The organism is Microcoleus sp. PH2017_05_CCC_O_A, assembly GCF_020738785.1.
In the GTDB taxonomy this organism is placed as follows: Bacteria; Cyanobacteriota; Cyanobacteriia; order Cyanobacteriales; family Microcoleaceae; genus Microcoleus.
Map to the genome: position 1 here is coordinate 21,841 of NZ_JAEQCB010000002.1, position 12,521 is coordinate 34,361.

The following is a 12,521-nucleotide window of genomic DNA, read 5'->3' on the forward strand; positions in this document are numbered from 1 at the left end:
TATTAGCTGTGTGTGGTGTGAAGATGAAACTGTATTTACCGTTAGCGTGCGTTGCGCTGCTGAATATTGGTATCGGGCCTTCTGTGGCGTCCCAGGCTGCGATCGAGGACTTAACTGAAGCTTCAAGATCGAGTTCCCTTGCACATGGGTCGATCGAGATTCATAGTGAGTCAGAGGAATTGCCTCAACAAGAGTCCGCGATCGCCACTGGGTTACAGCCAGAACTTCCCATTCAGGTGAAGTCGTTGATTACAAGTCAGAAGCTGGAAACAAAGCAAACTGTGGCAGACGACGATCGCCAACCCAATCCTCAGTTGACGCAAAATATTTCTGATAATGACGATCGCTCTACCTCTATCTCCCATTCCCCACCAATAGAAGCACAGCGTCAGGTACCAATAGCAGAAATTCCCCAACTCAGGGAAATAGAACAACCCAGCACCAGCGCCCAAGGGCTATTGCGTCCGTCGGTACGGAGTTTTAGAAGTTTGGACGATACTGTGCAAATCTCTCAATCAGTCGTACAAGTAACAGGGGTGCGATTGAACGCAATTGCCAGCGGTTTAGAGGTAATTCTAGAAACACCTGAAGGACAAGTGCTGCAAGCTACAACCAGAATCGAGGGGAAAAGTGCGATCGCAGATATCGAAAATGCCCAATTGGTTCTGCCGTCGGGTGGGGAATTTCGGGAATCTAATCCAGATGAAGGAATTGCTTCGGTAACAGTAACTCAGCTAGAAGGTTCGCGCATCCGGGTAAGTGTAACAGGAATAAAAGCAGCACCGGAGGCTTCGGTAGTAAAGAGCGATCGGGGTTTAGTTTTGGGCGTGACTCCCAGCGCCAAAGAAGACATTAAAATCATAGTCACAGCCACACAAGCAACTCCCTATCGCAACCCCAATGCCTCCTCCGCCACCCGCACCGAGACGCCAACTCGAGACATTCCTCAGTCGATCCAAATTGTCCCCCAAGAAGTGATAGAAGATCAACAAGTGGTGCGACTCGAAGAAGCATTAAGCAACGTTAGCGGTGTCACATTTGGCGGAGAAGCTACAGGTCGAAATATCACATTTGGCCTTCGAGGTTTTAACGATGCTCCTATATTGCGAGATGGGTTCGTGCGATACGGATCGCAGTCTATTCCAGAAGTCGCCAACCTCGATCGCGTTGAAGTTCTGAAAGGGCCAGCTTCAATTTTGTACGGAGAAATTCAGCCAGGGGGTTTAATTAACTTAGTATCCAAAGAACCGCTGTCAGAACCTTTCTACGAAGCTGAACTGCAACTTGGAAACCAGAGTTTTATCCGACCCCGCATTGACATTTCCGGCCCTTTAACCTCAGATCGCAGCCTGCTTTACCGCCTGAACGCAGCGTACCAAACAAGTGATAGTTATCGGGGCTTTACCCAAGACAATCAGCGGTTATCTATTGCGCCGACGCTTGCTTGGAGAATAGGCGATCGCGCTGACTTGACAGTTTCTCTCGAATACATCGATGATAAGCGGGCTGCTGATAATGGATTGCCTGTGATTGGTCGTCGGGTTGTTGATGTTCCGCGCGATCGTGTTTCTAGCGATCCCGATGATGCGATCGAAACCCAAGATTTTAATGTTGGCTACAAATTCGAGTACCGTTTCAGTGACAACTGGAAGCTAAGAAATGCGTTTCGCTACGCATCCTACAACTTCGATTTTAATGTAATCGGTCTTCAAGAACTTGGCTTTAATGAGGAAACTGGCACCACCGATCTATTTTGGGCTTCTCAAGACTCCCAAAATAAAAATTACACCCTTCAAACAAACATCGTCGGCAATTTTGCTACAGGTTCAGTCCAACACACCCTCATATTTGGTGCAGACATCGCCTACAGCGATGTAAGAACTTTTACAGTTGGTGATTTTGAAACACCGGCTCCGGTAAATATTTTCAATCCGGTTTATAGACCTATTCCCAAACCCGATGAAGATACACTAGCTCTTTTCTCTGAGACTAATGTAAAAACCTATAGATATGGTTTCTACGTGCAAGATCAAATTTCAATCTTCGATAATTTAAAGCTGCTAGCAGGTATTCGCTATGACACGGCAGAGCAAAGAAATGACTCAGGTGAAGAAAGCGAAACAACAAAAAATTACGATGATTTTACCCCCCGTATCGGGATTGTTTATCAACCCATTCCAGAACTTTCTTTTTATGCGAGTTATTCGCGTTCTTTTAATCCAGGTTCGGCAACAACAGCCGGGGGCAGTCCGATCGAACCCGAAACCGGCTCGGGTTATGAAGTCGGTGTCAAAGCTGAGTTGCTCGACAGAAGGCTGGCGGCTACTCTGGCATACTTTGACATTACAAAACAGAACGTTGCTGTCACAGATCCGAATAATTCTTTATTCTCAATTGCCTCTGGGGAACAGCAAAGTCGTGGTGTTGAACTCGATATTTCGGGACAAATTTTGCCTGGGTGGAATATTATTGCTGCTTACGCCTATACTGACGCTGAAGTTACAGCAGATACAGACCGTGATGTGGTGGGCAACAGATTGTTTAATGTTCCTAAACATAGCGGTAGTCTGTGGACAACTTATCAAATTCAAAGTGGCGATTTGCAGGGTTTAGGTTTTGGGCTTGGGTTCAGCTATGTTGGCGAGAGACAAGGGGATCTAGCTAACAGCTTTGAAGTGGATAGTTATTTCCTCCCCAATGCTGCTGTTTTTTATCAGCGCGATAATTGGCGAGCGGCCATCAATATCAAAAACCTGTTCAATGTCAACTACATTAAATCTATCAGTGGTAGCAGAGCTTCTGGCAATCAGCCTGGTGAACCATTGACAGTAATTGGTTCTTTTTCCCTACGGTTTTGAGAGTTATTTTGCGAGTTGGCAACCAATCGCTCGCGCTCTATTTTTTTACCATGAGACTCCACCATGAAACGATTTCAACTCAAGGCAATTCTAGGGCGTCGGTTCAGTATTAAACATTGACAAAAGCGGCATAGTATGTATGTTCATGTAGACCTTGGCAGGGCGAAGCATGAGGACAAAAAAATGGTTGGCGCTCGCGATCTACTGTCGCCCTCATGCTTCGCCCCTACATAATACATATTTCGTTCTTTTTGTCAAAATATTCTACTGTACCGACGATCTAGCTGTAACTATTGTTTTTTCCCCAGCCAGTCCTCGGTCCCCAGTTCCATGATTAACCCAAAAAGCTTAGAGAAATTCGGATTGCTTGCAGCTTGTACGTATCGCAGTTTATCCCGATCGCGTGTTTGTACAAAGCTTTGCCCGTATTGATGCGACAGCGTGGGGCCTCATTAGAAGCGATCGGTTTCCTCCCCTGATCGAAAAAATCAGACTCCCCTTCCATACCTCACGACAAATGTAGATATACATCAACTAATTAAAAAGCTCGATGAACCTACCTTCAGGCCCAAAAGCTCCAATCTGGTTGCAATATCTTAAAATCGCCACCAATCCTATTGGTTACATGGACAATCTCGCCAAACGCTACGGTGACATTTTCACCATCACGTTTGGGTCTATTCCTGTATTATTTGTCAGCAATCCCCAAGGAATCGAGCAAATTTTTACCAATGCAAAACAGATTCCCGCTTCTGGAGAGTTGAACGGAGATATGGCCCTAATTACAGGGAACCAAGGAATACTCCAACTCGATGGTTTGCGCCACAAACATCGACGTAAGCTGATAATGCCTGCCTTTCACGGTGCGAGATTGCGTTCTTACGGACAGCGAATCTGCGATTTGACAGAAAAAATTATCGGTCAAAATCCGACTGGCAAAGTCTTTTTAGCATACCCATCCATAGAAAAGATTACTTTAGAAATAAGCATTCAAGTAGTCTTGGGTTTACGTGAGGGAGAACGATACGAACGACTCAGGCAATTGCTTCCCGCAATGCTAAAATTGATGCGGAGCAACCCAATTCAGATCTGCAATATTTTTCCCTTCCTGCAACGAGATTTAGGACAGTGGAGTCCTTGGGGAAGACTTCTTTACTTCCGCCAGGAAGTTTACCAGCTAATTGAAGAGGAAATCAAAGAACGCCGCCAGCAAGCAGATATCTCAGGTGCCGATATTTTATCAGATATCATGTTCGCTAAGGATGAAATGGGAGAAGCGATCGACAATGAAGAGTTGCGCGATTTAGTTATCTCGCCTTTGTTAGCTGCTCAAGATGCTTCCGCGATCGTGATCGCTTGGGCGTTATACTGGATTCACAGTTTGCCGACAGTCCGCGATCGACTATTAGCAGAACTTGATACTATTGGCAACTGGCAAGATCCCGCGAGCATCGTCGGACTACCCTACCTCAGTGCAGTCTGTAACGAAGCTTTGCGAATTTACCCCACTCAATTATTCACCTTCCCACGAATTGTAGAATCACCAATTGAGTTAATGGGTTATCAATTAGAACCCGGTACGCTGTTGAGAGTTAATATTTGTGCGACTCATCAGCGCGAGGACTTATACCCAGAACCTAACAAATTTAAGCCAGAGCGCTTTTTAGAGAGAAAATTTTCTGCTTATGAATTTCTGCCCTTTGGCGGAGGCACTCGTAGCTGTATCGGTGCGGCTTTAGCCTTATTTGAAATGAAGCTAATATTGGCAACTATGCTATCACGATATCAATTAGAACTAGCCGATCGCAAACCGGAACGACCTAAGTTTGAAGGTCTGCTCTGTTATCCTGCTAGTGGCGTGAAAATGGTGATGAAAAATCAGCGCCAGCAGCAAGAGGGATCGGAACAGCCTGTTTCTACTTCAGTTTAATCGAAATTATTGGTTTGGTCGCCACCCGGATTAATCCGTGAGATCAATCCAAAATTGCGAAGCATCGCGAGCTCCGCGCGGCAACCACTCAAATTCAAAATCGAATGACTTCACAAAAACAAACCAAAGCTACGGATGAAATTCTGCAAGGAAATCTGATTCAGTTGATGTTGAAATTATCCATTCCTGGCATTCTAGGAATGTTGCTGATTGGCTTGAACACTTTTGTCGATGCTTTATTTGCAGGAAGACTAATTGGTGAAAGTGCTTTAGCAGCTATATCCCTCGCACTACCGTTGACGACGATTGTAATTGGATGTGCCTTGTTAGTTGGCATAGGTTCTGCTTCGGTTCTCAGTCGCGCTATTGGTGCGGGAGATATCAAAACTCAGTCTAAGATATTTGGCACTTTTATAGTGCTTAGTTTGATTATCTCTTTTTTCATTACTATTTTAGGTTACGGTTTTGGCGATCGACTAATCTCTTTCATGGGAGGAGAAGGTGAAGTTGCCTTATTAGGAGCGGATTATTTTAAGACTTATATGTTGGGATCGGTATTTCTTGTCCTAGCGATAGGTTCTAGCCAGTTAATCAAATCTGAAGGTAAAATCGGTTTAGCCGCTGGATTCTCTGCTATTTACGTTCTGACTAATACCATTTTAAATCCGATCTTTGTTGCTGTTTTTCATTGGGGGATTCGAGGAATAGCTTGGGCAACAGTTGTTGCCTCAATGGTTTATGCGATCGTAAATATTACCTATTTTATTTCTGGTAAAAGTTCTACTCCGGTTCAAATAAAAAAGTTAACTTTGTCAGCAGATTTACTATCACCAATACTATCGGTTGGTATGTCAGTGCTAATCATGGAGTTAATGACTATAGTTCAACAGGTTGTGATTTTTAAATCGATCGCCTATTATGGAACCGATACCGATATTGCTTTTGCTGGCGCAACCTTGAACTTGTATTCTTTGGCACTAACTCCTGTTTTTGGTTTTGTATATGCTTTACAACCCGTAATCGGTATAAATTATGGAGCGGGAAGTTATCAAAGAATGAAGAAAGGCTACTTAATTTTTGGCATTGGCGGTACTGTTCTGTTAAGCATACTCTGGTTGCCACTACAATTATTCCCGGAAACTTTTCTGGGCTTGTTGCTGCCGAAGGTTGCTTTCACTGCTAACGATATACTAAACTTTCGTATTGTCATTATAATGCTACCCCTACTGTCTTTTATCTTTTGTGGCATTACGTTATTCCAATCCATAGGCAACGGTAAAATTGCGGGAATAATAGTTGTAGCAAGACAAGTATTTCTGTTTATACCAGTAGTGTTAATATGGCCGCTATTCATGGGAATAAATGGGATTTATTATAGCTTGACTGCTGTGGATATTTTGATTTTCCTAATTGTCGCTTTATTTAGTTGGAGGGAATTGGCTCGAATCCAACTTCAAATTTTAGCAAAATAAATTGGTGGGTTTAATGCAAGACGGCTTGTTTAGCCGCCTTTTTTTTAAAGAGCAGTGAGTATGTCAATTAGCCTACCAGTTCATGGAAGTTCAACTGCTGAAAGTAATTGTGAAAGGCTTTGTAGCAGAAGTGTTTGGGCTGAGTGCAGGTAGAAATGATCTCCGGGAAACATCTCCAGCGAAAAGGCAGAGTTTGTCTGTTTTTGCCATGCTTCTAGTTCTTGAATACCGACTTTCCAATCCTCTAATCCACCAAAAGCAGCGATCGGACAATCTAACGGCGGTTCCTGCAAGTAAGCGTAAGTTTCAACCACAGCAAAATCGGCTCGCAGAGTAGGCAGTAGCAGTTCCATCAGTTCAGCGTTTTCTAGCACGGCTTTGGGAGTTCCGTTATAACGGAACAATTCTCGTAGAAATTCTGTTTCTGGTAGAGCATGAATGGGCAGATCGCGATCGGGAATTTGAGGAGCGCGATGTCCTGATACAAATAGGTGAACTGGGCTTTGGTTGTACTTTTTGCGGAGTAGTCGCGCCAGTTCAAAGCTCACCAATGCGCCCATACTGTGACCGAAGAAAGCAAAAGGTTTGTTAAGGCTGCTCAGGATGGTAAGAGCAAGAGTCTCAATTAGAGGCTCGATCTCGGTGAAGGGAGTTTCCAGCAGTCGAAATCCACGTCCGGGAAGTTCGATCGGACAAACCTCTACATCAGACGGTAGGTTCCCTGGAAAAGCACGATAGCTCAAAGCCCCACCCCCGGCATAGTGGAAGCAGAATAGCCGTAACTTGGCTTCAGGATTGGGTTTCGGATAGGTAATCCAGGAGTTTGCACTTATGGTAGCGTTCATAAATTAATACTGTTGAAAGACTTGACGCAGCAAGGGTTTGAGTTAATCTGTCTCAAAAAAGATATGTGCGGGCGATGCCTGCGGCTGACTGCGCCTAGGCGATTTTTTCGGGTTTGGATAACGGACAATAAGCATCTCTGGCGATTGCTACCTATAATTATTATCAATAATTTAGTCAAAAAGTTGCAATCATTCTCAAGATTAAGGAGCCTCAACGGTTGGCTCATCAAGGTGAGAGAGCCATTGTCACCCCGTCAGCTTGAATAGATATCTCAGGTAAAAAAATCTTAAATCCTTGCCCTGTATGAATAAAATCTAAATCTGGTTGAAGTCTAATACGTAACCGTATGTTCCTATTAATAAAACTTTACAAAACTTTCGTGCTTAGGGCTTGCCAAAAATCGAGAACAGGTAATATGATTTACCTAGCTTATTGCAAGCCATTCTTAACTATTCATCAAACGAAGTGAGCGTGGCAGATTTAGGCTGCTCTTGGGGTTAACGATCGGTTCGCTGAAAAAATCGACATTTTCAACTGAAAGCCAGAAAAATTAAGTCAAAACATCACCTCTATTTATTTCATGAGAAGTCAAAAGGATCGTTTATTTCATGAGAAGTCAAAAGGCGATGGATACACTGAAGGAAATACTGGCTAATTTAGGTATTCCCGAAGAGTCCCTTCATCAAGACACCTTACTCCGCGCGAATTTACAACTTGACTCTATTGAAACAGTACAAGTTGCGCTGGAATTGAAACGAAGATTGGGGGTTAACCTGAAACTTGGAACGCGCCAAGATATGACATTAGCTCAAATCTGTGATGAGATCGAAACGGCGATACCAGCCGAACATAAATGAGTATTTCTGAAAAATTACCTAGCATCTTCAACGTTGCAGCTTACTTCTTGGAAAGCAATCTGGCACAAGAAGGACGTAACGAGAAAGTAGCGTTTTACCATCAGGATCGGACTTATACTTATGCCCAATTAAACAGCTTTGTCCGCCGTACAGCTAGATTATTCTCCGAGCTAGGATTGGCGCGAGAAAACCGGATAGCCATTCTTTTGCCAGACACTCCAGAGTCAGTATTTGCTTTCTGGGGAGCAATTTTACTCGGTGCAGTACCAGTTCCGATTAATACGGCTTGTACGATCGATGACATCCACTATATCCTGCAAGATTCACGCGCCAAAGTCTTAGTAACTAACCAAGACTGGCAAGAAAAACTGACTCCCATCCAGTCTAAGTTCTTGCAAAATATTCTCCTTGCAGACGGAGAAAAACCTTTTTTGTCTTTGCTGACTCAGCAGACAGACGAACAGCTACCTTACGCCGAGACATCTGGAGATGAACCTGCTTTTTGGCTTTACACTTCCGGTAGTACGGGCAAACCCAAAGGTGTAATTCACAACCACCAAAGCATGGTAGTTTGTGCAGAACTGTATGCTAAAGCTAAACTCGGTTTGCATCAAGATGACATCACCTATTCAGTAGCTAAGATGCCTTTTGCCTACGGTTTAGGGAATAGTTTATATATGCCGATGGCAGTTGGTGCAGCGACAATATTATCAGATGCTAATAATGCTTTTGATATTATCGCGGACATCGATCGCTACCGACCGACAATTTTGTTTGGCATACCCAGCATATATGCCAGCATTCTCTCAGTGCATGAAATTGCACCTCTCAATACTTCATCTTTAAGGTTGTGTTTATCAGCAGCAGAACAACTACCCAAAACCATTTGGTATAAGTGGCGAGACACTTACGGAATTGAGATTTATGAGGGTATCGGTACGACGGAATTGCTGCATATCTTTCTGTCTAATGCAGAGGGAGAATGTCGTCCCGGCAGTTCTGGTCGTCCCCTTTCCGGTTATGATGTGCGAGTGGTTGATGAAAAAGGTTTTCCTGTTCCGGCGGGGGAAATTGGCGACCTAGAGGTGAGTGGAGAAAGTCTCATGCTGGGGTATTGGAATCGCCTGCGGGAAACGCGACAAGCTCTTTACGGAAACGCGATGCGAACGGGGGATAAATATCTGCGTGATGCGGATGGTTATTTCTGGTTTATGGGACGTAAAGACGATTTATTCAAAGTAAATGGGATGTGGGTATCACCGTTTGAAGTGGAAGATGTCTTACTCCAGCACGAAGGTGTTCTTGATGCAGCGGTAGTGCCAGAATGCGATCGTGGCGAACAATTAACTGAGATTATCGCTTACGTCAGCCTTAAACCCGGCTTTGAGAAATCTCCAGATTTAGAAGAGAAAATTCGACAATTAGCTAGGGCTCGATTACCCCATTTTAAGGCTCCTAAAAAAATCCACTTTTTGGAAACATTACCACGCACGCCCACCGGAAAAATTCATCGCAAATCATTACTGAAAACGCATTAATCTTTAACTCCCTTCACCCAAAAATTGACCCAATGTATCAGGTAGCGAGCAACTTACTAACTTATCATGAACTATTCATACCAGGTCAGAGAGATGCTCTGATTCTGTTGCAGAATCTATTAGATGCTGGGATTTTTTCCAAATACGTAATGTACAAAAGTGAAAACGAAGTACGTATTGCTGGGAATGTTTTAGCGGAAATATCGGTAGGTTCTCACGATGTTTCGATCGCCTGTATGGGTGAGATTAAGTCAGAACCGATTGTCGATCCGCTAAAGCAAGTAGAATCAGCCTTAGCATCTTTGCCGATCGAGAATTGGACTGCTTATGGTTACATAGGTTTTGACGTGGCTCGTTTCTACTACTCCTACTCCAAGGCAATTGAACAACCGCTGCTCTATTTTTTAGTTCCAGAAACCGAACTTTTCATCACTCCTAGAGGAGTTCATATCAGAAGCATCAAGTCGCCAACAACAGTTCTGGAAGCGTTATCACTCGATAATAAATTGAAAGACTATGTAGCGACACCGCCAGTTGTTGATTTCGCTGATCGAGAAGAGTACCAAAACCAGGTTAGCGAGCTGATTCAAGCCATCCAAAAAGGCGATTTACATAAAGCGATTATTTCCCGCTCCGTGAAAGTGAAAGCGGAGATGGATTTGCTGGGAACTTATGCTTTAGGAGCGAAAAACAACAACTCAGCGCGATCGTATTGTTTGCACGTTGGCGAAGTAAGTGCGGTAGGCTTCAGTCCTGAAATTTTAATGGAAGTTAATGCTGATGGATTTGTAATTACTAATCCCTTGGCAGGAACTAGACCGAGATCGGAAAATTTAGAAGAAGATGTACAATTGGAAAGTGAGCTATTTACTGATGCTAAAGAGGTAAAGGAACACGCGCTTTCGATCTGGTTAGCGCAAAGTGAGATGGCTGAGATTTGTCTCCCAGAAAGTCTTCGGATTTTTGACTTCATGCAGGTGAGACAATACAGGTGCGTGCAGCATCTATCATCGCGAATTGGCGGTCAACTAAAAGGAGAAAAAACTTTATGGGATGCTTTAAAAGTGTTATTTCCGGGTGTCACCGTATCCGGGATTGACAAACAAAAAGCTCTCCAATGGATCGAGCGACTAGAAAAAGAACCGAGAGGAATTTATGCTGGTGGTATTGGTTGGGTTAATAGCAATGGCATGGCAGATATCGCGATCGCAATTCGCTCGGCTTACCAATATGGTGATTGGGTTCACTTAAATGCTGGCGCAGGAATTGTCGCAGAATCTATTCCCGAAAACGAGTATGTGGAGTCTGTTAACAAGATGAATACGATGTTAACTAATTTGGTTTTGAAGGCTCCTTTGGCGGTTGAAACCGCTACTACACAAACGAAGTCCGCCTGCGCGGACTAAGAAATAACGGGGATATTTAACTGCCTTTAGCGCTAAAGCGCAACTACTTACCTAAGAATCACCCCTAGTCTTAATGGTTATGCTCAATCCGCCCGTCGGTATTCGATCGCTTGCACTCTGTTTTCCCAGCCTCATTCGGACTAATGATTATTGGCTGGAAAAGTTTCCTCATTTGTTTGCGGTAAATGCGCCAAGAAGAACGAGGTTATCTCAGTCTAATGAATTTACCTCCGACGATGATGGATTCGCTATTTGGTCGCAAGAAGTAGCACCATATTTATCAGACCCTTTTCGGGGTAACGTCGAGCGACGGGTGCTGGGTCCAAACGAGTCTTCGCTGATGCTGGAATGTCGCGCTGCTAGGGAGGCGCTGGATGCAGCAAAACTTTCTACCGATCAAGTGGAATTGGCGATCGTTGCTTCTATTTTCCCCGAACAACTGGTTCCTGGCAATGCCTCTTACCTCGCAGGTGAATTGCAATTGCAATGTCCGGCGTGGAATCTGGAATCGACTTGTTCGAGTGCGTTAGTTGCGCTGCAAAATGCGCGTGCGTTGGTGCAAACTGGAGAGTATCGCAATGTTTTGGTCGTTGTTTCTCACATCGAGTCTAACTCTGTAGATGAGGAAGATACTTTATCTTGGTCTATGGGAGACGCTGCGGGAGCTTTTGTGGTCGATTCGCTCAAACCCGATCGCGGAGTTTTGGGCACTAAAATAATTAATACTGCTGCTACTTGCGGTGCGTATTTACACGAATTAACAATCGACGCGCAAGGTAAGCCTGGAATGCGTACTCGGACAGGTGAGAATGCCAGCAGTTTCGCCGAAACAAGTGTGGAGTTCGTTCGTACTTGCTGTGAGGGGGCTGTGGCGGCGGCTGGCGTGACTCTCGAACAAATTGACTTTTTTGCCTTCAATACTCCGACAGCGTGGTACGCGAGGCTTTGTGCTAGGGCATTGGGTATAGATTTGGAGCGGACGATCGATCTTTATCCTCGGTATGCCAATATCGGTTCTGTATTTGCGATCGCCAATTTATACCATGCCGCTCTTGCAGGTAAAATTCGCGAAAACGACTTAGTTCTTGTTTACACCAACGGCGCGGCTGCAACTGCGGCTGCAACGGTAATGCGCTGGGGTGATGTGGCCCTAGGAACTGCTCCTGCTCCCCCAATTAATATTAATCGAAAACAAGAAAAGAGCGCAGTCAATCTTTTCGATGTCAAAAAAACTGTTCTATCCAAGGAAAAACTATTCGCCGCTGCACCGAGAGAACAGCAGCAAATATTGGAAACTTATTTAATAGAATGGCTGACCAATTCTTTACAATTGCCTTTCGATAGCCTAAGTCCCCAGCATTCTCTGGCTTTACTGCTTGATTCCTTAATGGCTTTTGAACTCAGGAGTCGAATCGAGGCGGTTCTACAAGTGCGAGTGCCAATAGAAAGATTCTTTGGCGACAACAACATCACTCAATTAGCCGAACTCGTGCTTAATCAATTAGCTTTGGCGAACTTAATGGCATCAGAATCGGGTTTTGTTACCGAATTCAAAGCAGAGGAAGAAAGAGAAATATTAACTATTTGATTTGAAACACAAAGAAATAAATGATC

At 44.1% G+C, this 12,521-nt stretch carries 9 protein-coding genes; 7 read left to right on the forward strand and 2 right to left on the reverse strand.

All coding sequences use genetic code 11. From position 1 onward, the window contains the following. Positions 1-23: 23 nt before the first annotated feature. Complete coding sequence (locus JGK20_RS00475; protein WP_293228790.1) at positions 24-2,858, forward strand: TonB-dependent siderophore receptor; 2,835 nt, start codon at positions 24-26, stop codon at positions 2,856-2,858. A 334-nt stretch (positions 2,859-3,192) separates the two neighbouring features. Here the strand turns inward: JGK20_RS00475 and JGK20_RS00480 are convergent, their stop codons facing one another. Continuing rightward, positions 3,193-3,363 (reverse strand): hypothetical protein, encoded by a 171-nt coding sequence (locus JGK20_RS00480; protein ID WP_293228793.1) that lies wholly within the window; start codon positions 3,361-3,363, stop codon positions 3,193-3,195. A gap of 45 nt (positions 3,364-3,408) precedes the next feature. On the opposite strand from JGK20_RS00480, the gene JGK20_RS00485 reads away from it, so the two are divergent. Together JGK20_RS00485 and JGK20_RS00490 are read left to right on the forward strand one after the other, a co-directional pair. Next, positions 3,409-4,788: a cytochrome P450 gene (locus JGK20_RS00485; RefSeq protein WP_293228796.1), complete on the forward strand. Its 1,380-nt coding sequence runs from the start codon at positions 3,409-3,411 to the stop codon at positions 4,786-4,788. A gap of 104 nt (positions 4,789-4,892) precedes the next feature. After that, entirely contained in the window at positions 4,893-6,260 is a 1,368-nt protein-coding gene (locus JGK20_RS00490; protein ID WP_293228798.1) for an MATE family efflux transporter, read from the forward strand. An 80-nt stretch (positions 6,261-6,340) separates the two neighbouring features. Here the strand turns inward: JGK20_RS00490 and JGK20_RS00495 are convergent, their stop codons facing one another. Next, the gene (locus JGK20_RS00495; RefSeq protein WP_293228800.1) at positions 6,341-7,105 is read right to left on the reverse strand and encodes a thioesterase II family protein; all 765 of its coding nucleotides are present in this window, start codon (positions 7,103-7,105) and stop codon (positions 6,341-6,343) included. Positions 7,106-7,732: 627 nt separating this feature from the next. On the opposite strand from JGK20_RS00495, the gene JGK20_RS00500 reads away from it, so the two are divergent. The 4 genes from JGK20_RS00500 to JGK20_RS00515 all read left to right on the forward strand — a co-directional run bounded on the left by JGK20_RS00500 (position 7,733) and on the right by JGK20_RS00515 (position 12,495). Beyond that, a complete protein-coding gene (locus tag JGK20_RS00500) occupies positions 7,733-7,963 on the forward strand; it encodes a phosphopantetheine-binding protein (RefSeq protein WP_293228803.1) in 231 nt (76 codons plus the stop codon). After that, entirely contained in the window at positions 7,960-9,501 is a 1,542-nt protein-coding gene (locus JGK20_RS00505; RefSeq protein ID WP_293228806.1) for a benzoate-CoA ligase family protein, read from the forward strand. The genes JGK20_RS00500 and JGK20_RS00505 overlap by 4 nt, the downstream gene beginning before the upstream one ends. Positions 9,502-9,650: 149 nt before the next feature. Beyond that, positions 9,651-10,907, forward strand: coding sequence for a salicylate synthase (locus JGK20_RS00510; RefSeq protein WP_293228809.1), 1,257 nt, complete (start codon positions 9,651-9,653; stop codon positions 10,905-10,907). Between the two features lie 73 nt (positions 10,908-10,980). Beyond that, positions 10,981-12,495, forward strand: coding sequence for a 3-oxoacyl-[acyl-carrier-protein] synthase III C-terminal domain-containing protein (locus tag JGK20_RS00515; protein ID WP_293228811.1), 1,515 nt, complete (start codon positions 10,981-10,983; stop codon positions 12,493-12,495). Positions 12,496-12,521 lie beyond the last annotated feature (26 nt).